At 40.5% G+C, this 19,596-nt stretch carries 13 protein-coding genes; 5 read left to right on the top strand and 8 right to left on the bottom strand.

What is annotated here, in order from left to right; translation table 11 throughout:
• Positions 1–26: 26 nt before the first annotated feature.
• On the bottom strand, positions 27–512 hold the full coding sequence (locus tag ND6B_RS13075) for a hypothetical protein (protein WP_033103012.1): 486 nt from the start codon (positions 510–512) through the stop codon (positions 27–29).
• Between the two features lie 429 nt (positions 513–941).
• Between ND6B_RS13075 and ND6B_RS13080 the strand changes: the two genes are divergently transcribed.
• Positions 942–3,197 (top strand): bifunctional diguanylate cyclase/phosphodiesterase, encoded by a 2,256-nt coding sequence (locus ND6B_RS13080; protein WP_033103011.1) that lies wholly within the window; start codon positions 942–944, stop codon positions 3,195–3,197.
• 1 nt (position 3,198) lies between these two features.
• On the opposite strand, the gene ND6B_RS13085 is transcribed toward ND6B_RS13080, so the two are convergent.
• The 4 genes from ND6B_RS13085 to ND6B_RS13100 are packed head-to-tail and all read right to left on the bottom strand — an operon-like array spanning position 3,199 to position 9,007.
• Positions 3,199–4,206, bottom strand: a complete 1,008-nt coding sequence (locus ND6B_RS13085) for an L-threonylcarbamoyladenylate synthase (RefSeq protein WP_033103010.1) — start codon at positions 4,204–4,206, stop codon at positions 3,199–3,201.
• Between the two features lie 8 nt (positions 4,207–4,214).
• Positions 4,215–5,012 (bottom strand): DUF6671 family protein, encoded by a 798-nt coding sequence (locus ND6B_RS13090; RefSeq protein WP_033103009.1) that lies wholly within the window; start codon positions 5,010–5,012, stop codon positions 4,215–4,217.
• A gap of 3 nt (positions 5,013–5,015) precedes the next feature.
• Positions 5,016–7,442: a DUF2309 domain-containing protein gene (locus ND6B_RS13095; protein ID WP_033103008.1), complete on the bottom strand. Its 2,427-nt coding sequence runs from the start codon at positions 7,440–7,442 to the stop codon at positions 5,016–5,018.
• Positions 7,439–9,007, bottom strand: coding sequence for an NADH-quinone oxidoreductase subunit L (locus ND6B_RS13100; protein ID WP_033103007.1), 1,569 nt, complete (start codon positions 9,005–9,007; stop codon positions 7,439–7,441). Before ND6B_RS13100 ends, ND6B_RS13095 begins: the two co-directional genes overlap by 4 nt.
• A 96-nt stretch (positions 9,008–9,103) precedes the next feature.
• On the opposite strand from ND6B_RS13100, the gene ND6B_RS13105 reads away from it, so the two are divergent.
• The 3 genes from ND6B_RS13105 to ND6B_RS13115 all read left to right on the top strand — a co-directional run bounded on the left by ND6B_RS13105 (position 9,104) and on the right by ND6B_RS13115 (position 12,579).
• Positions 9,104–9,982 carry a LysR family transcriptional regulator gene (locus ND6B_RS13105; protein WP_033103006.1) on the top strand — a complete coding sequence of 293 codons (879 nt, stop codon included), beginning with the start codon at positions 9,104–9,106 and terminating at the stop codon, positions 9,980–9,982.
• Between the two features lie 121 nt (positions 9,983–10,103).
• Entirely contained in the window at positions 10,104–12,059 is a 1,956-nt protein-coding gene (locus ND6B_RS13110; protein WP_033103005.1) for a hypothetical protein, read from the top strand.
• A gap of 61 nt (positions 12,060–12,120) precedes the next feature.
• Complete coding sequence (locus ND6B_RS13115) at positions 12,121–12,579, top strand: TlpA family protein disulfide reductase (RefSeq protein WP_033103041.1); 459 nt, start codon at positions 12,121–12,123, stop codon at positions 12,577–12,579.
• A 26-nt stretch (positions 12,580–12,605) separates the two neighbouring features.
• Here the strand turns inward: ND6B_RS13115 and ND6B_RS13120 are convergent, their stop codons facing one another.
• Together ND6B_RS13120 and ND6B_RS13125 are read right to left on the bottom strand one after the other, a co-directional pair.
• A complete protein-coding gene (locus ND6B_RS13120) occupies positions 12,606–13,916 on the bottom strand; it encodes a DASH family cryptochrome (protein ID WP_033103004.1) in 1,311 nt (436 codons plus the stop codon).
• 131 nt (positions 13,917–14,047) lie between these two features.
• Positions 14,048–15,775 carry a DUF885 domain-containing protein gene (locus ND6B_RS13125; protein ID WP_033103003.1) on the bottom strand — a complete coding sequence of 576 codons (1,728 nt, stop codon included), beginning with the start codon at positions 15,773–15,775 and terminating at the stop codon, positions 14,048–14,050.
• 518 nt (positions 15,776–16,293) lie between these two features.
• Here ND6B_RS13125 and ND6B_RS13130 point away from each other — a divergent pair.
• Complete coding sequence (locus tag ND6B_RS13130) at positions 16,294–17,934, top strand: hypothetical protein (protein WP_051686688.1); 1,641 nt, start codon at positions 16,294–16,296, stop codon at positions 17,932–17,934.
• A gap of 124 nt (positions 17,935–18,058) precedes the next feature.
• Here the strand turns inward: ND6B_RS13130 and der are convergent, their stop codons facing one another.
• Positions 18,059–19,528 (bottom strand): ribosome biogenesis GTPase Der, encoded by a 1,470-nt coding sequence (gene der, locus ND6B_RS13135; protein WP_010389444.1) that lies wholly within the window; start codon positions 19,526–19,528, stop codon positions 18,059–18,061.
• Between the last annotated feature and the right edge of the window lie 68 nt (positions 19,529–19,596).

The raw sequence follows: 19,596 nt of genomic DNA, 5'->3' as shown, positions 1-19,596 counted from the left end.
ACCAGTGGAAAAGTGTGCGCCAATAACTAAAAAAGCGAAAGCAAAGCTGTTCCCATATTAGCGAAATACTGACGTACCCGATGCGGCTTAGGCGGCGCTATATAAGTTGCAGGTGCAGTATAACCACTACCAAATTGGTTAATATGCATATCAAACTGCAAACTATTTTTTAACGTGCCGTGCTTACCATGCAAAATCATTTGCATCACAAAATCATGACTATGTGCTATTTGACTCAAAGTCAGGTTGACTCGCCCTTGTTCTAAATCAGATAAATTGAGTGTTTTTTCTGTGTAGTATTGAGCCGCTCGTGCATTTGGCTCAGTTGCGCTTAGTGAAATAATATCACTTTCATGAGCAGCCTCAGGTAAAACGCATTGCAGTGTGATTTGATGCTGACTGTTAGCATCCTGCGATAGCGTTTCAAATTCCATGCTGTGGCTCATTGCCGCAGACATAGGATCTTCAAATGACGGAAGTGCAAAAGTAAGTTGCACTATAGATTCGCTCATGAGGGGCTTCAAATGCTATTTTTGATTAATAATACAGCTATTATTACCGATCATTATTGCAAAATTATGACTAAACAAAGCGACTTCATACATGGGCTGGTTTAAATTACATTTTACAACTAAAGCTATTGTTTTAAATCAATATTATATTTAATAAATAAACTACAATGGTCGCTTAATAATATCGTTTATTAAATGCAAGGATACAACGAGGCCTTAGCTTAGCAATAACAATAATGCTTTTATCGAGCTTGCCGGTTGTTAATTAATGTTACTTTTATTGTTAATTAAAGGTGTTTATTTGTGTGTATTTTATTAATTTTGCAATAAAATTGCTTGAAAAAAAACCAAGCTAGCCATAAAGTGCATTTAAGAGCCCAAATACATAACACACTACCAAACAGGTTGTGGCGGGGTTGTGAGAATTAGATGGCACTAATAAAAAATAATTTATGGAAACTCTTCTGTTTTTTGCTGTTGGGTGGCTTAATTTTATTAAGCGTGCTTTTGGTTTACGAGTGGAAAAACATCAAAAAAGATTACCGCACGAGCTCCCAAAATCGTGTGGAATTTTCTGCGCAAGCACTTAAAAGCACCCTTAGAAATAAAGAGCTGATGCTAGATTTAATTGGTAGAGATATTCTCTCTAATAATAATTTACATGAAAAAACGTCGACAATTAAACTTCTTGATAATATTTTGCTAGCAAATCCCGTGTTATTAGGCTTTGGACTGTTTAATCCGCAAGGCGAGATTATTTATTACAGCTCAAACTTAAACGCTTCAACCATGATCAACCTGAAAGAAAATAAAAATACACGCCAAAGCTTTGCGCAAACCCTCGTATCAGACAAAATGGTATTAGGACAGACTTACTTTAATGAATCTTTACAAGAGTGGGTTATCCCAATAAGAAAAGCATTACGCGATAAGAGCGGCACAGTAATCGCGGTTATGACGGCAGGTATGGCGGTGTCGAGAGGGACTAAGTACTTAAATATTTTGCAAAGTAATCGTGATGATTACATCATGCTAGCAAGAGAAATAGATGGCTTTATTCAATACAGCTCGATTAGAGATGCAGATATAGCAAGTTATATAAAAACCCAGACTAAAGAGGCATTGGGGTTATCGGGTAATGCTTTGATAGAGCAAACAGGTAAAACAAAGCAAACACTTAAATCTTCCGAGGAAGTGTTTAGCATAGAAACGACGGTAAAAGGCAAACCGTATATCACCTCAGCAAAATTTGATAACCGTTATCAGTTGTGGACTCTGTCACAAATGGCGATGCAACCAATAAAAAATCTGTATTATTGGAAAGTTGGCTTGTATGTCCTAGTTTATGTGTTTATTTGTATGGTGCTATTTTTTGGTTTTAGGCTTATTGCACGTGCTGAAAAAAAGCGTATTGATGAGCTATTCCATCTTTCAAGACATGATGATTTGACCAAACTCCCAAATCGAAAAGCGTTACGAGATAGCTTTGAAGAGAAAAAAGAAACATCGTTTAGCTTAGCAATCATTAACATTACCAACTTGCGTTCTATGAATAATCGCTTTGGCATGGAGTTTGGCGATAAAGCGATAAAAACCTTTGCTGGCTTTTTAAAAACAACATTTTTATCACCCTATTTAGTATTTAGAAATAGTGGGAATGAATTTTGTATTATTGCACCTCACACTTTTGATGAGCAAAACAGACGTGCATTCGAGCATATTTTAGAGTCAGCAATCCAGCAATATGAAACCAACAATAGTGAACGATTACTTAATATAAGTGTGGGCATAGCCTGTTATCCAGAGCATGGTATAACAAAGAGTAAGCTCGTACGAAGTGCGCATTTAGCTAACCAGTGGGCAAAAGATACCGGCCAATGGCTGTGTCATTATCATGCTGATATTAAACAAGCTTACTTACGTCGTTTAAAAGTAGAAGAGCGGCTTAATATGGCGTTAAACGAGCAGTCATTGTCTATGGCGTATCAGTGCCAAGTAAATGAACAGGGTAAAATCCATGCTATGGAGGCGCTCATTCGTTGGCAAGATGGTGAGCTTGGTATGGTATCACCCGCTGAGTTTATTGCTATTGCAGAGCAAAGTGATTTAATTTTTAAAATTGGTGACTTTGTTTTAGCGCGATCTATTGGTGAGTTTGCAAAAATGCAGCAACACAGCGATACCCCTCTTGAATTGGCAATAAACATTTCAGTAATGCAATTTCAAAGTAGTGTATTTATTCCTACATTATTACACAGTTTAGAGACGCACAATGTTACTGCGCAAAGTATCATTTTAGAAATAACAGAATCCCTCTTTATGGATAATCTTGAACATGTGATTGATACGATTAAGAGCTTAAAGTCACGTGGAATACGCTTTTCAATGGATGATTTTGGCACAGGCTATTCATCACTGAGTCTTTTGAGACGCTTACCGATAGATGAACTGAAAATAGATAAGAGCTTTGTTGATGATATTTTGGTGGACTCTAAATCAAATAGTATGGTGCAAAGTATTATTGCAATTGCCAACAGCCATAACTTAAGTGTTATAGCTGAAGGCGTGGAAGAACAGGCACAGTTTGATATGTTAGTTGATATTGGCTGTAAACGTTTTCAGGGGTATTACTTTTATAAACCAGTGGCAGCAGCAACGGTTATTGAATACCTAACGGTTAATTAACTTATCCTGCAAATACTGTGGTGGCACGGCTAAGGCGGTCATTCACAGCTCCCCACTCACTGCTTACTGGCGGCTTTTCGATATAAATATTCATCGGTGTTGTCTCATCGATATAATGCAGCGTTTTATACATGTTTTTAGCATACTCAACAGGGCAAGCACTTAGCTTAGTAATGTACTGAGGCGAAATGTGATTAGCTAATAACTGTTGCTCTGCCTTGGTTGAATAGATTAAATAATGTGTTTGCAAATGCGGTGTTTTACTCAAAACACTTGGAAAATCTGCGCTATTAATAAGTGTTGCAGGAGCATGTGGCTGGTAATGCGCTTTTACATTGCCAGGCACTGCCTCATTGTGTGAAAGCGGTGTAGTGACATTCAGTCCGGTTTTTTGCAAAATATCTGCAGCGGATATAGGTCCTGGGCGTAAAATGCGAAGCTGCTCAGTGGTGGCATCAACAATCGTTGATTCAATACCCACATCACATTGACCGCCCTCTAATACCGCGCTAATTCGGCCATTTAAATCGCGCATAACATGGGCTGTATTTATTGGGCTTAGTTGTTTGTAGCGATTAGCTGAGGGAGCTGCAAGCCCAGTATTTAATTGTTTTAAAACGGCTAAAAATTGCGGATGTGCTGGTACGCGTAAACCAATGCTATTCAAGCCACCTGTTACAGGGCTATTTAAATTATCTTTTGCATTTAAAATAAGTGTGAGCGGGCCTGGCCAAAAGGCTTCAGCAAGTGTAATCGCTGCCTTATTTACATTTTTTGTCCAGTGGTGCACATGTGATAGTTCAGGAATATGCACAATTAACGGGTGGTTTGTCGGGCGTCCTTTCGCGGCAAATATTTTTGCTACAGCATCACTATTGCTCGCATCGGCAGCAAGGCCGTACACAGTTTCTGTGGGTAAGGCAACGCATTCGCCCGCTTTTAATAGTGCCACGGCTTGGTTAATACGCTCTTCAGTATTCAATAATTGAGTGGGTTGTAATGATGTCATAATAACTCTTAAGGATTACAAAACTGGCAATATGTTGCATCAGCAACGCGTTTTTTATTCGTTTCAATGTGGCTAAAGCCGCAACTATCACACACTGAAGTAGTTGATTTCATTTGTTCTGTTGGCATATTACATAGCTCACAGGGCAAGCCTTTTGTAACTTGTTTAGCAACAAAGTTAGGGTTTTGGCACTGTGGGCATGTTGATGATAATCGCCTTGCAAGATCTTCTGCAGCTCGGCTAATAATTACTTGGCGTTGCGGGCTATACATGGCCCTCAGATCAGGCGTGATTGTACCTGTGCTTGGCGTTTTTTCTGTATACAAAGCAATAAGCGCTTCTATGCTAAGCCCTTTATGAAGCGTTTGGGTGTCGTCAAGTATCCAATGCTGATTTTCATAGCGCTGACATGCAGTAGTGATTGATTCAGCACTGGTTTCACTGCTAATGCTTAAGCTGCTGGGCGAAAATGGCCCACCAGCGTATCCATAAATAGCATTGTTATTGTGTTTATCATAAAAACAAATAACTTCTTCGTCCCAGTTCATTAAACCCGGGTATGGCCCACCCCCAAAACTGCCTTCACTGCCAAGCCCAAATTGCTCGCCTGTGAGTTCACATGCGCGCTGAGCTTTTGTCAGTGCCGCTGTGTTGGCACTGCCATGACGTTGTACTTCGTGACTAAACATCCCAAGTGTATCGGTATCAAATAAATCAGTAGTGAATACCTCAAAACCAAGTGGCTCCAAAGCGGGAGCTACTAAAGGCGTCTTTTTATGTTTAGTAGCAATGACTATCTTTGGCATAGCTTATATTGGCTCATTAGAGGCTGAAATAGTTGAGAAATGTCCATTTTCGAACTGCTCTAGGGTATTATCATCGCCCCAGCGAATGAGAGTGAGCCAATGGTTATCAATCAGCTCCTTCACCATGACATGTTTGTTATAAATTGCCGCGATTGCCGATTGCGGCGCAGCAATATATACATTAAGGCGAATTGGTTCGTGCATCCATTTTTCCCCATTGTGCAGTGACTGCATGGCTAAGCCAATACGAAGGTCACCGCCATTACCTTCAAATAATCCAATATTACCGCCGACTGCATTGTGGAGTATTTTATTACCACTGCCGTATTTATGGTTGTCGGTAACCGAGGCATTATATTGACTATTGATCCAATGGGTTACTATCATGGGTGCGGTCATAATCAGTTCTAATACCGCAAATTCGTTATCCTTTTCCCATTCATAATCATGTAAAAAACAACGTCCTTGTAAGTTAACACTGCGAGTCCATGCTCGTGGTGCAACAATAAAGGCGGCGTTATTAGCAAGCCCCCATTCTGGGCGTACTTGCGACCAATCACGGGCACGCTGATGATAAGCATGGTTAATTTCATCCGCGGTTTTATTAACTAACTGCGGGTCGATATTTACTAAGCGTTCTTGCTGAGCGGTTTGCGTGGCAACGGTTAGCCATTTTTTTAGATTGTCATTAAGCTCGGTATCGTAAGCGGTGATGACATCCGTGGTTGTGTTATGAATAGCGGCAATAAATTGCGTGCTCTGTGCCAGTGTTAGCCCTCGCTCTTTAAGCGCTTGGCGCACTTGGGTATCGTTTAGTAAGTTAGCCAGCACGCGTACATTAACTTCGCCACTTTGCCCGCCACAGGCTCCACATTCTAGGCCAGCGCTGTGCAAGTTATTAGTTGTATGACTGGCGTGACCTACCAACATAACATGCGGCGCAAACTCTTTTATTCCTAAGGTGTTAAGCACTTTTTGAGCTAAGTCGGTTTTGTCTTTTAGGGTCAGTTGTTGCTGATTTTGTGTTAATTGCCAGTCGGTGGTTGCGCACTTTTTAGCTTTACCTTTAGATAAAAAGGTATTTTTTATTAATTTAAATGCATACAGCCAGCCTGCTGATTCAACCATAGAAAACGATGAGGGGGCTGATTTTGACCAACTTTGCCATGTAGCACTATTTTGACGAGATGCTTCAAGCGCCGCGTCTTTGTGTGTTTGTGTGGCATGTATGGCTGGTTTGAGTAGCCCTGGTAGTTGAGGACGAGTAATTGCACTACCATTTTCTTGATATTCTAGTGGCAAGCCAAAAAAACCGGCAAAGCCGAAGGTTTCTATATTTTTACTTTGCGATTCAAGCGCGCGGCGAATAACCTCTGAGCGTACATCAATACAAAACACTGCTTGTAATTGAGCGTTGTTCACTGGCGTTTTAGTGGCGTTTTGTAGCGCATGATTAAGCGGGTATTGATAGCTCAGCTCCAGTGCTTTTGCCCACACCCATAATGGCTTTTGTGCCAATTTGTGTGCATGCAGGCGCTCAATTACGAGTGACTTTTCTTGCTGCCACTGACTTTGTAGTTGTTTAAATGAAGCACTATCATGATCTGCCAGATACTGCCAAATAACCAAGTCCCATGCCATTCGCATGGCCAGTAGCTGTTTCATATCATCTTTGGGTTTAGCGTAAAGTTGGCCTTGGAATCGTAAATACGCCAACCACGATGCCCAACCATTAATATCTAAAAGCAGCGAATGAGCATATAACTCTAACGAGTCGTTATCTATATTAAGGGTTGAGAGTGTTAGTGCAATCAGTTCATCAGCGCAAGTGGGCAGTCGCTTAAAGTAGCCATTTAAATGCTTTTCATCCATTACAATACTAATGCCTTTATCCGCTTGAATAACGGTTAACCAATGGCGATATAAAGGTGATTGTGATGATGTGTCATCACCATGAAGCATAGGGCCAAGCTGCTGATAATGCGCGGCACAAAACTGGCTCAATTGATGGGTGATTTCATCATGCCAAGCCATTTTATGTTTATTGCGCTGCTGGTCGAGTAAATCTGCAATGTTGTGCCAATCCACTAAAGGAACATCAATGTGAAGGGTTTTTATGAGTTGCTCATGCGTAAAGTCACTGTTAAGTAACTTGGCTGCATCGGCTAAGTGGTTATCAGTAATAATGCCGTTGTCGTACTTGTGCTGATAAAAGTCTTTAGGCATTAGCATATTGGCATTACATAAGGTATCAATGCGTGCGCTTACATCTTCAATAGGAAGGTGGCGCATTTCCCAAAATGGGTTAACGGCAATCATCTGATCTAAAGGCCAGTTTGGTGCTATGTAACCGCATACTTTATTAAGTATGTTGTTTTCAGTGTCACTTAACGATAATGCCGTGTGATTTGAATGCGTTTGATTGCTCATTTTGATTCCTCAACGGTGATTCCAGCTGCATGATTTTTTAAATCGGTGTGGCCATTATTAGGTAAATTTATCGGCCATATTTTTAGGGTTAACCGCGTAAACCACTCATCTAAATACAAACCTGCAAATAATAGGGTGGAAAGTGATTTAACCTGTGGTCGCCAAGACTGGTAGCGTAAAAAGTAGCTGGCAATCATTAACGTTAAAATAAGGGCTATTACCCAGCTATCGGCGAGGCTAAATGCAGCTTCGCGCCACTGCTCAAGCTCTAGTGCTAAAGTAAATATATTTTTAGCAACCACATAACTAATAACAACTAATAGTGCGACTAGCAGTTTTTTACTGTGAGTTTGCACGCTAGAAGCGCCATGTTGGTTGGCCAGTAAAATAGTTAAAGCCGATGCTAAAAGTAGCCACACACTGACCGCGCCTTGATAGCCACTAATGGTCCATGCAGCGCTAACTAGGGTAATCGACACCAATGCCCCCGTTAACCAAGCAAAGCACGTGGGTGATTGTTTTGGAATGTGGCGGCGAATCAGATCTTCGTTTACACCGTTGCCTGAGTTTAAAAATGCAAAGGCTTTATAGGTTGAATGAGTAACAAGGTGAAGCAGAGCCAGTTCAAATAATCCCAGCGCACATTCTATGAGCATTAATCCCATTTGCGCACTGGTAGACCAAGCAAGCCTTACTTTAACGCTTATTCGGGTAGTCATTATCAAAGCGCTGATCACCGTAGTTAAACCAGCAATAATTAAAATTAACCACTGTGCAGCCGCAGCTTGAATAAACAAAGGCGCAAATAAAATTAATAAAAAGCCACCTAAATTTATCACCCCAGCATGCAATAAGGCACTGACGGGTGTAGGCACCTCAACCACTTTGATTAGCCAGCCATGCATAGGCAACTGAGCACATTTGATTAAAGCTGCAAAAGCGATTAAAAAGGCCGCGAGTTGTTCAGCCAAAGATAGCGGTAGTGTGGTGGTGTGATAAAAAGTAGTGATATCGCTAATGTATAGGCTATTGTGAGTAACCGATAAAATAATAAATGCGACGAGTAATAAGGATTCGGCTACGCGTGCCACAATAAACTTTTTATGAGCGGCGAGTACCGCACGAGGGCGCTCAGGATAAAACATTAATAGCTTGTGCAGTGCTAAACTAATTGCCACCCAGCCTAGCCAAAATAGCGCTAAGTGATTGCTCATAACTACAATCAGCACTGCGGTTACGGTTAATAGCAGCCAGCGCCAAAAATAGTTTACACGTGGCTCACCTTGCATATAGTGTTTGCAAAACCGAATCAATATTAGCGTTATGAACAGGATTAGTCCTAGCATAATAGCGCGGGTCACTGAGAGAGATAAAAAACTCAGTAAATCAAAGGCATAAATACGATAAAGTGCAACGGCACTGATAAATGCAACACTATTAAATAGCATCACTTTAAACAGTACATTGCCATTTGAGGCACAAGGTTGTCGGCCAATTAGCCACGCCGCTAAAAATGTGCTTAATGGCATCATTAGTAATAACAACGAAATAATATACTCGCTCATTCAGTGCTCCTTATTTAGTTATTGGAGTATGACAAACTAGATAACTAAATAAAAATAGATATAATGCATATAAACGTTCTATAAAAGAGAACTATAATGAGCCGTTTGAACTACCATCACTTGTATTATTTTTGGTCTGTTGCCCGAATTGGTAACTTAACCCAAGCCGCTAAAGAGCTGCATTTATCGCAGTCAGCGCTCTCCACTCAAATTAAACAGCTAGAGCACACCATTAATATTGAGTTATTTGAACGCAAAGGACGTACCTTGGCATTAACCGATATGGGAAAGCGGGTGCAAATGTACGCTAACGATATATTCACTAAGGGCGAAGAACTGTCGTCTTTTATTCATAAAGGGATGATTTCCCAAACTCAGCATTTATCAATCGGGGTGCTTAATACGCTCTCTCGTAACTTTATCGAGGAATTTATTAACCCTTTAATGAGTAACGACGAAGTACGCTTTTCGCTTACTGCAGGGCGTATGGATGGGCTGTTAAATGGCTTGGCAGAACACGAACTGGATTTAGTTTTAACTAATAAACCCATCGGGCTTGAGCATTACGATCAGCTTTGGCAGAGTCAGTTGGTATCTCGCCAGCCATTAGCCATAGTGGGTCCAGCTGATAAAAAAATACGTGGCCAATTTCCTACCGGTTATACAGATGCACAATGGGTGCTACCCAGTAAAACCTCAGCTATTAGAGACTCATTTAATGCTTTGTGTGCTCGTTGGCAGTATCAGCCAAAAATAAAAGCAGAGGCTGATGATATGGCTATGCTGCGATTACTTGCCCGTGACAGTGGTGCGTTATCGGTATTACCATCAGTTGTAGTAAAGGATGAAATAGAACAAGGCTTACTGGTTGAATATCAGCGTTTACCCGATGCATTTGAGCACTTTTATGCCATTACCGCACAGCGCAAATTTGTACCTGATATACTAAAGTCGTTGCTTGCCAAAACCTGTTAATTACTTTTAAGCTACGTTTTTTATTAGCAAATATTTTATGCTTGAATAATAAAAAAAGAATTAAAGCTTTTAATTCGATGGCCGATACTGTACTTAATTGTACTGAAGATTAAGGATAATCATGGTTAATAAACTACAAGGCAATTATGCTAACTTAAATGCGTTGCTTGCCCAATCAGTCAATAATTCAAACCACAGCAATGTGTCCACAGGCTTACAATCGAGAGCTCACTTAGCGCCAAGCACGGCAATAATCACCGATGAAATGCTCAGTCAGTTTAGTGACGAACAAGTCGATGAAATACTTAATCAGCAATTATCCTCGTTACTCACGATTTCCAGCGCACCCAGTGGCTCAAATTATAAACTGTCCAGTGAAGAGGTTGCGCTGCGAACGGTAATAAGCTCTCAGCAAGAGGGCTTAATAAAAAACGAACGTAGTGATCAGTTAATTGAGCGTTTAAACAGCTCGGTAAAAAATATCCAAGGTGCTTATGCCAACACTAGCGATATTTTATCAAACTTGGGGCAACTGGGATTTAATCAAAAAACATTTTTAGCATCTAGCCAACAGCGTGTTGAACGCTCACTTAATCCTTTCATGGAAAGCTTTAATCGCGAGCGATTTGAAGACGATGATAACTATGGGTTTAAGCTTTCGGTAAAAACCAAAGAAGGTGATGTTATCAATATCGCCTTTCATTCTGCGCAAGGTTATGATGAGGAAACAGGCGAAACCACTGACGAATTTAGTGTAAGTTATAAAGTAGATGGCGACCTATCAGAGGCTGAACATCAAGCATTAACGCAAGTACTTTCTGGTGTAGGCGAAATGGCAGATGAATTTTTTAAAGCTAAACAAAGCGCTTACAGTCGTTATGTACCCGCAAACCAAACTGATTTAGATTTAAGCTTTTTAAGCAATTTTGATAATAAACAGCTTTCGGGTTTTGATTTGTATTTTTCAACTTCAGAGGGAAATACTGCCGATGCTGATGGAGCGCTACTTGGAAAAGACAATGAGCTTAATTTAAGCTATACCCTTGATGAGGATTCTGAGCAGCAAATACTCGAGTTTGAATCGGTAAATGGTCAGAACAACATTGATTTTTCGCTTGATATGTCAACCATTGGCTCGCAAGACAAAAGCCAAATGCAGCAATACATAAAAGCGCTCGATAAAAGTTTAGAAGATAGCCAGCTCAATAGCTCAGAGAAAAGTACGCGTTCGGCGTTTGGTCACAAAAGTGATGAAGTGATGAAACAAGGGCTCGCTGTTTTTAAAAGTGCGTTTAGTAGTATGTCATCAGCCGCTGAGCGCTATAGTCAAATAGAGTCAGTAGCTACACAGCAGTTTACTAACGGACGCGAGCTAGTAGCTGATTTGGTTGACAATATGATCACCCGTGATCCACGTTATCAAGGACTAGGAAGCAGTAATAAAAATTCCTTAGGCGATGGTATATCTAAGTTAGCTGATTTTGATGCAAAATTCTCTTTTGCAATGGATCAGGGGGATTACATCGCGACAAGCACCACAAAGCTGAGTCAAAATACAGAATACCAAAAGTCAGCAGGATTAACTGGGGTTACTCAAGATAAAGCGGCGAGCACGCGTTTTAATTATGAAGAAGGTAACCGCTCTGACATCCCCCCTGATTATTATGATAAACAAGAAAATTACACTATTGGTACCGCTGTAAAAAATAACGAATTGGTTGCCCTTGATCAGGCCCATGAGGTGGATGTAGATAAAAAAGTGTATCAGTTTAATCCTGAAATATCTCAATACGAACTAAAAAAGGAATTAAAAGAAACCACCACCAGTGAGAGCAATATTCGTGTTATTAACGATATTTGGCTCGAGAAAAATGAAGATAGTCATCGTATGGATGAAAGAAAACGACTCAGTGGTGTGGGGGCGTCGAACGAGTTTAGAACAACATCGAGTTATTCACATACGCAATTAGTAACATTAATCGGTGACTTAGATAAATTAGAACAAAACAAAGAAGCCAAACGTGAGTACTTAGCGGTTTTATCGCAAGTGAATGATTTTATGGATAAAAGTAAGTAAGTGTATTCACTTAAGCTCGATTATGGGTATAGTAACTAAAACACTATTTAAGTATAAGATTATGTTTAAACAATTAATTTTACTCTTTATTTTGACTCTACCACTGGCAGCGAATGCAACGTTCAAACCAGACTCAGACGCTGTTACTGCTAAGCGTTTATTAAGCGAGCACGATAAATTTGCTAAGCAATACCAAACATTCTCGCCTACACCGCAAGACGTTGCATTGATGCAAAAATTAGCAGGTAAAGAGTTGTTAGTGCTTTTAGGTAGCTGGTGTCATGACAGTGCTCGCGAAGTACCTCGATTAATAAAGTTACTTGATGAGTCTAAGGTTGAACTTTCGAAAATAACCTTTGTTACTGTAGGTTATGACAAACGTGATGAGGCAGGTATTGCGCTAGCGCATGACTTACAATATACCCCCACTTTTATTATTAAGCATAACGGGGTTGAAGTTAACCGCGTAGTAGAAAAACCCAGCGGCACTCTCGCCCAAGATTTGACCTTGGGCTTATAGCCAGTATTATGTTCGAGGTTTTCTTATTACACAGGCCAGTCGGCGGCGTCTAAGTCATCTAACTGTGCATCACAGTGCTCATTCCCTTGCCATTTGGCAATATATTCACCGTGTGGGTCGTATTGCTGGGTTTGTTTTGCCAAATTAAAGTGTCGCCCACCGCGCGGATCGACCCCAACCCCAGCAATATATTGCCAGTTGCCCCAATTAGCGGCTACATCGTAATCAATAAGTTGTTGTTCAAAGTAAGCAGCGCCATAGCGCCAGTCTAGTTGTAGTTCGTTGACCAAACAGCTGGCTGCAATTTGTCGTGAACGGTTAGTGATAAAGCCCGTTGCGTTAAGCTCTTTCATAATAGCGTTAACTAGCGGAAATGGGGTACTGCCTTGGCACCATTTTGCAAAACGGTTCGGGCTAAAAGTGGTAAGTGGCGAGCTTTGTTTTTTACCTTTAAAAGTAAATAACTGATGCTTCACATTAATTGCATGCCACTTAAAATACTCACGCCAGAGCAATTCAAACTTGATCCAGTATGTTGATTCATTTTCCCCATGCTGCGCTTCATAGGCATCTACTGCACAAAAAATTTGCTTGGCACTAATACAACCAAAAGCCAGCCAGCTACTAAATTTAGTCGAGTTATCAAAGCCATCCAGCTTATTACGGGTGATTTTATAGCTGCTTGGTAAAGCTGATGAAAAGTACTGTAGACAATGCGCAAGGCCGGCTTTGTGTCCACCTTGGAGTAAAGGGTTTCCTGTTGGCGGCTCTGATATAGGCTGTTTAGCACATAAAATAATAGGCGGTGGAAGTCTTTTTGCTGAGAACGGCACTGCGGATAAACTGATACCAGTGGCTTCAATCTTTTTTCTAAAAGGGGTAAAGCCGGTTGGTAAATCAGCAAGTTCAAAGGGCAGTTGTTGCTGTTGATATAAGGTATCTTGCATCACAGATTTAAATACCACAGTAGCGCATTTCGATTTAAGCGCGGTAATTTGGCGTTGCTCATAAACGCCTATTTGCTCGCTATAAACTACTTCATCAATGCCAAGCTCATTAATACGCTGTGTTAATACCCTTACCGGATCGCCTTCTAAAATATGCAAGGTTTGGCCAAGCCCTAAAACAGACTCCTGTAGCTCGTATAGGCTTTGTATTAGAAAGCGTTGTTTATGTACACCATAGGGTTTTTGTTGATAGTTATTGCTTTTAAACCAAGCAGGATTGATCACAAATACGATATCAAGTTCACATTGTTGTTGTGATAAATCATTGAGTATGGGGTTGTCATCAATGCGCAAATCATTTTGCAGCCAATACAGAATACGTTTTTTCATACTTAAGCTCTGGTTTTTAAAATCATTAACTTTACGAAGCAAAAGTGGGTAGGGATTAGTTTTGAGGTGTTTAATAGGGCTTTAAAAAGAGGCGGCAACAATACCGCCTCTCAATTTGTTCTAGCTTTATTTTAAATAGCTGATTTTTGCTGTGCTATCCAGTCATTAATTACATCTTCTAGTACCGCCATAGGGAGTGAACCTTGTCCAATAACGGTATCGTGGAAGCTGCGTATATCAAATTGTGCGCCTAGCTGTTTTTCTGCTTTGGCACGTAGTTCGCGTATTTTAATTTCGCCCATTTTGTATGAAAGCGCTTGGCCTGGCCAAGAAATATAGCGGTCTATTTGATCTTCCACTGCGCTTTGTGGCAAAGCGGTATGATCAGCCAAATAATCAATCGCCTTTTGGCGGCTCCAGCCAAAGGCATGAATACCGGTATCAACCACTAAGCGCACTGCGCGCCACATTTCGTAGCCTAAACGGCCAAAGTCACTGTATGGGCTTTGGTAAAAGCCCGCTTCTTTACCTAAACGCTCTGTATAAAGTGCCCAGCCTTCGCCAAAAGCAGAGTGGCTCAGTGTGCGTCTAAATTCAGGAACGTCTAACTCCATCGCAATGGCGTTTTGTAAATGATGCCCAGGTATGGCTTCGTGTAGGCTAAGTGCTTCTAAATTATATAAAGGCTGCAGTTTTGGAGTTGAGGCTAAAAAGTAAGTCCCCGGTGAACGATTATCTGGCGGTGGCATATAAAATGCGCCACGACTCGCTGAGCCTTTAATAGTAAAAGTATTGCGCGGTAAGTGGCCAAAGTAAGTAGGGAGTTTGCCATACATTTTTTGGGTTATAAAGGCGGTTTTTTCGAGCAAGTCTTGGGGATCGGTTGCGTAAAATTGCTCATCGGTTGCCAAAAATTCTAAAAACTCGCTATAGCTGCCATCAAAGCCAACTTTATCAATAATACTTTGCATTTGCGCTTTGATGCGTGCCACTTCTTTAAGGCCAAGCTCATGGATTTGCTTGGGGGTCGCATTTGTTGTGGTGTAATAATTTACTGTATATTTGTAATAATCAAGGCCCCCTTTGATGCTTGCAATACCGGGCTGCGCTCTACAATGTGGCATATATTCGTTTTCAAAAAAGTCATAAAATTGCTCATAAGCAGGCACGACTTTTGAGGCAATTAACGCTTTAGCTTTATTTTGGTAAGTTTCTTTTTGCGCTGCGCTAAATGTATTAGGGATGCGAGTAAATGGCTCATATAAGGCGCTATTCTCAGGTTGTTTAACTATATGGGCGCTAATACTTTGGCCATAATTTTTAAACGTTTCGCAGTAGTGGGTAAAACCAGTTTGAATGCCTTGCTTCATTAAATTAATGTTTTGCTGATTAAAGCGCGGGTAATCACCAAGGCTCACTAAAAAGGCATCGTAATCCTCGGCGGTTAAAAAGGCCATGTTAGCCGGCGCTTCTGCAAAGTAAGTATGCCAGCCACTTAAAAAATTAACCGGAAAGTATTTATCTTGGTAAAGGTAGCTTTGCTGCTCGGTTTCTCGCTCATATTTAAACAAGCGGTAGTTCATTAACTGCTCGCTATTGAGCGTTTTAGGATCAATGCTGGCTAAGTTTTTTAGTACGCTGTTGTTGTAAGCTTGGCGCTTCGCAATGGCTTGCTCGCTCCAATCGGGTAGGGTACCGTTGGGCTTCCAACCATCAGGATCGGTTCTAAAAAATATTTTCTCAGCTTTGGCGTTTTGCCAATGTGCATCAATAATTTGAGTTAAGTCCGTATTGTCATCCGCAACGCTAGGCAATGAAATAAGGGATAGATAAATAGCTAAAATACTTTTTTTTGACATTCTCTTCTCATCTTTAGCGAGTTAATTTTAACTGCTGATTTGTATGTTTATGTTGATTCAGTTTTTTCGCTCTATAAGCGTCTGTTTATCTTGCAAAGTTAAATTGGCAGACGCTGACCCGCCAGTTTTGCCTAGGGGCAATTTACACTTTGTTGCTCACACGAATGTAAGTACGGGGCGTGAGCAGGACGCGGAAGCTTTGCTCGATTTATACTTGCCCACTAGATTACAAACCTCATGGCGCGATTAAGTCGCCCTTGTATTGAACACATTTCAATCCTGAGAGGTCAACATACCCTAATCAACAGTGTTAACTTTAGAGTATTATAATTAACCTCACTTTTATAGCTGGATCAAGAGATTATATTTTGAGTTAACGCAGTACAGTAAGTAGTAGGGTTAACTAAGATTTAAATTAATGTTAAGAGTTTCTTAAGTTTTACCTTCTAGGATAAGTGCAAGGATAAAATACGGTGCTCGGCTATCCGGCTTGATCACCTTAAAAAGCACGGGTGTTTATGAAAAGACTAACGTTAGCCAGCTGTCTACTTTTTTGTTTTTGTGCATCTGCACAAAATAATAATGCGCTCGATTTAGGTGTTGTTTGTGAAATAAAAAAAGTGAAACAACCTCTTTCTAGTAATGAGCCTGATGCAGAGCTTAAAAAAATTACTATACAAAATAATTCAATTTTTGATCCTGATAATCCTGAGACGACGGTTTTTCATCGTTTTATAAATTGGTTACATATAGATACGCGAAAAAAAGTTATTGCCGAGCAGCTTACTTTTAAAGAAGGTGATCGCATAAATGAAACTGACATAAAAGAGGCTGAGCGGGTTTTACGCGGTAAAAAGTATATTAGAGATGCAAAAATTTTTACCGATTTAGACTGTGATCCGCAAGATGGTCAAGCGATCACGGTGCAAACTTGGGATACCTGGAGTTTATTACCCACTGTTAATTTTGGTCGTAGTAGCGGGAATAATAAGTTTAGTTTGGGCTTTAAGGAGGAAAACTTTTTAGGCTATGGTGTTCGTGCTTCAGTAAAATATAAAACAGATCATGAACGCACAGGTTATCACAGTGTGATTGAAATGCCTGTGCCTTGGCAACCACATGCTACTTTAACGTTACAGGCGGATGATTATGATGATGGCCAAATTTTTAATTTTGATTATCACCAGCCTTTTTATCAGCGTAATGGTGACTCATTAAGGCGCTATTACGCAAAAACTCAGCAACAAAACACTTCAATTTATCAAAATGGCATTACTCACTCAGTATTTCGGACAGACGAAACGCAAGGCCAGCTCGCCCTCGGCGGTGTATGGAGTCAAAATAAGTATGATACGTTACATTGGTTAGCTGGTATCGACTATCAAGACACTCGTTACGAGCAAGTTGATAACGATACATTACCCAAAAACTTAAATGATTACACTATTGCCACACCGTGGCTAGCTATGCATTGGGTTCAAGATAACTATGCTGTATTGCATGATATTGATTTAATTAATCACAGTGAAGATATTAATTTGGGCTGGGAATTTAATGCTAAATTTGGCCTCGATGCTATACAAGCAGGTGAAGGGTTTATTTTTCAAAGTAGTATAAATAAGGCGTGGTTTACTAAATCTTCAACTTTATTTAGGTTTAGTAGTGGGATCAATACAACAATAGGCACTGAACTTGAGGATCGGATCTCAGTGTATTCAAAAGGTCAGCTTAATCATCATTGGTCTAGGTTATTTACATTTTATGGCCATATAAATGCGCAATGGCAAAATACTGAATTTGCAGAGCAACCGTTAGCGGTGGGCGGAGAAGAGGGAATGCGTGGCTTTTCAGAAAGCTACCAGCATGGTACTCAGAGCATCCAAGCCACAGCTGAAATTCGTATGTACCCTGATATAAACTTGTATCAACTTGTTGATTTAGGGTTTGTAGGTTTTGTTGATGTAGGGCGTGCCTATGGTGAGGTGCAAAATCCCAACGTGTCAGACAGTATACTCTCTAGTGTAGGTTTAGGTATTCGTCTTTATGCGTCTCGCTCAAGCAACGATAATGTGATCCACATAGATTTAAGCAAACCTATTGGCAGCTACGAAGCCGTTGATTCATGGCAACTTGGTTTATCGGTGGGTACTACATTTTAAATAGTAACAGCAATTTAAAAAATGATTATTTAGCCATTTAAATAAGTTATTAATTTAATTAAACTTATAAAAAACGGCGTCCTATAAAGTACGCCGTTTTTTTCAATTGACTAAATTAAAGCCATTACGATTTATTGCGGTTTTCTTTACTAAACGCGCGAATTTTACGTTTTTGCGACAACGTTACTTTATTAGTACGCCCTGCAAATGGGTTATCGCCTTCTCTAAATTCAATTTTGATTGGGGTGCCCATAATCTTAAGTGCTTTACGGTAGTAGTTCATTAGGTAGCGTTTGTAGCTATCAGGTAAATCATGAACTTGGTTACCATGAATGACGATACGCGGTGGGTTATAACCTCCAGCATGCGCATATTTAAGCTTAACACGACGACCGCGAACAAGCGGTGGCTGGTGATCTGCTTGTGCCATATCCATGATACGACGTAACATAGCGGTGCTTATACGTTTAGTTGCCGACTCATACGCTTCGTCAACTGATTCAAATAAATGACCAACACCCGTACCATGTAGCGCAGAGATAAAGTGCAAGCGGGCAAAATCAATAAAGCCTAAGCGACGATCAAGCTCAGTTTTAATACGATCTTTAACGTAGTTATCTAGGCCATCCCACTTGTTCACGGCAATAACCAATGAGCGCCCTGAGTTAAGGGCAAAGCCTAATAAGCTTAAATCTTGATCTGAAATACCATCGCGGGCATCAACCACTAATAGCACAACGTTACAATCTTCGATTGCTTGTAGTGTTTTAATGACTGAGAACTTCTCAACCACGTCACTTACTTTTTTGCGTTTACGCACACCGGCTGTATCGATAAGAATATATTCTTTATCATTACGGGTCATCGGAATATAGATAGAGTCGCGCGTTGTACCTGGCATATCGTATACAATAACGCGATCTTCACCCAGTATACGGTTAGTAAGGGTTGACTTACCAACGTTAGGACGACCAATAATAGCCAGCTTTACCGGCTTGTCGGCAAACGCTTGGTGATCGGTGTCATCTTCTTCACCTTCTTGATATAAGTCGATAAGTTCTTCATCGTCATCGGCTACATCTTCATCAAGTGCGGCAAGTTCAGCAATAACTGGCTGAAGTGTTTGCTCAAGCAGTAAAGTAATACCACGACCATGAGCGGCAGCGATATGATGAACTTCACCAAGTGAAAGTTGATAAAACTCAGCACAGTTCGAGTCAGCATCAATGCCGTCTGTTTTATTGGCTACCACAAAGCACTTTTTCTCTTGCTTACGTAGGTGGTTAGCAATAGCTTGGTCAGCCACTGTCATACCCACGCGGGCATCAACTAAAAATAAAACAATATCCGCTTCTTCAATGGCTAGTAATGACTGATCAGCCATTTCGGTTTCGATACCTTCTTCTGAGCCATCAATACCACCCGTATCTACCACGATAAATTCAAAGCCGTCGTAATTTGCTTGGCCATATTTTCTATCACGCGTTAAGCCAGGAAAGTCGGCAACGAGTGCATCACGAGTACGTGTTAAACGGTTAAATAATGTGGATTTGCCCACATTGGGTCGCCCTACAAGAGCGATCACGGGAAGCATAAACTACCTCTTTAAAAAACAACAAAAGGCTTCGCAGTGCGAAGCCTTACAAAAAATAATTAACTATT

The sequence above is a fragment of the Pseudoalteromonas sp. ND6B genome (genome assembly GCF_000764215.1).
GTDB classification, from domain to species: Bacteria; Pseudomonadota; Gammaproteobacteria; order Enterobacterales; family Alteromonadaceae; genus Pseudoalteromonas; species Pseudoalteromonas tetraodonis.
This window is presented reverse-complemented; position numbering and strand designations above follow the sequence as displayed.

What these genes read in the sequence shown, in the direction of transcription:
- ND6B_RS13115 (WP_033103041.1), top strand. Translation starts at nt 12,121, where the DNA reads ATGTTTAAACAATTAATTTTACTCTTTATTTTGACTCTACCACTGGCA.
- ND6B_RS13110 (WP_033103005.1), top strand. Translation starts at nt 10,104, where the DNA reads ATGGTTAATAAACTACAAGGCAATTATGCTAACTTAAATGCGTTGCTT.
- ND6B_RS13085 (WP_033103010.1), bottom strand. Translation starts at nt 4,206, where the DNA reads ATGACATCATTACAACCCACTCAATTATTGAATACTGAAGAGCGTATT.
- ND6B_RS13090 (WP_033103009.1), bottom strand. Translation starts at nt 5,012, where the DNA reads ATGCCAAAGATAGTCATTGCTACTAAACATAAAAAGACGCCTTTAGTA.
- ND6B_RS13075 (WP_033103012.1), bottom strand. Translation starts at nt 512, where the DNA reads ATGAGCGAATCTATAGTGCAACTTACTTTTGCACTTCCGTCATTTGAA.
- ND6B_RS13100 (WP_033103007.1), bottom strand. Translation starts at nt 9,007, where the DNA reads ATGAGCGAGTATATTATTTCGTTGTTATTACTAATGATGCCATTAAGC.
- der (WP_010389444.1), bottom strand. Translation starts at nt 19,528, where the DNA reads ATGCTTCCCGTGATCGCTCTTGTAGGGCGACCCAATGTGGGCAAATCC.
- ND6B_RS13120 (WP_033103004.1), bottom strand. Translation starts at nt 13,916, where the DNA reads ATGAAAAAACGTATTCTGTATTGGCTGCAAAATGATTTGCGCATTGAT.
- ND6B_RS13130 (WP_051686688.1), top strand. Translation starts at nt 16,294, where the DNA reads ATGAAAAGACTAACGTTAGCCAGCTGTCTACTTTTTTGTTTTTGTGCA.
- ND6B_RS13080 (WP_033103011.1), top strand. Translation starts at nt 942, where the DNA reads ATGGCACTAATAAAAAATAATTTATGGAAACTCTTCTGTTTTTTGCTG.
- ND6B_RS13095 (WP_033103008.1), bottom strand. Translation starts at nt 7,442, where the DNA reads ATGAGCAATCAAACGCATTCAAATCACACGGCATTATCGTTAAGTGAC.
- ND6B_RS13105 (WP_033103006.1), top strand. Translation starts at nt 9,104, where the DNA reads ATGAGCCGTTTGAACTACCATCACTTGTATTATTTTTGGTCTGTTGCC.
- ND6B_RS13125 (WP_033103003.1), bottom strand. Translation starts at nt 15,775, where the DNA reads ATGTCAAAAAAAAGTATTTTAGCTATTTATCTATCCCTTATTTCATTG.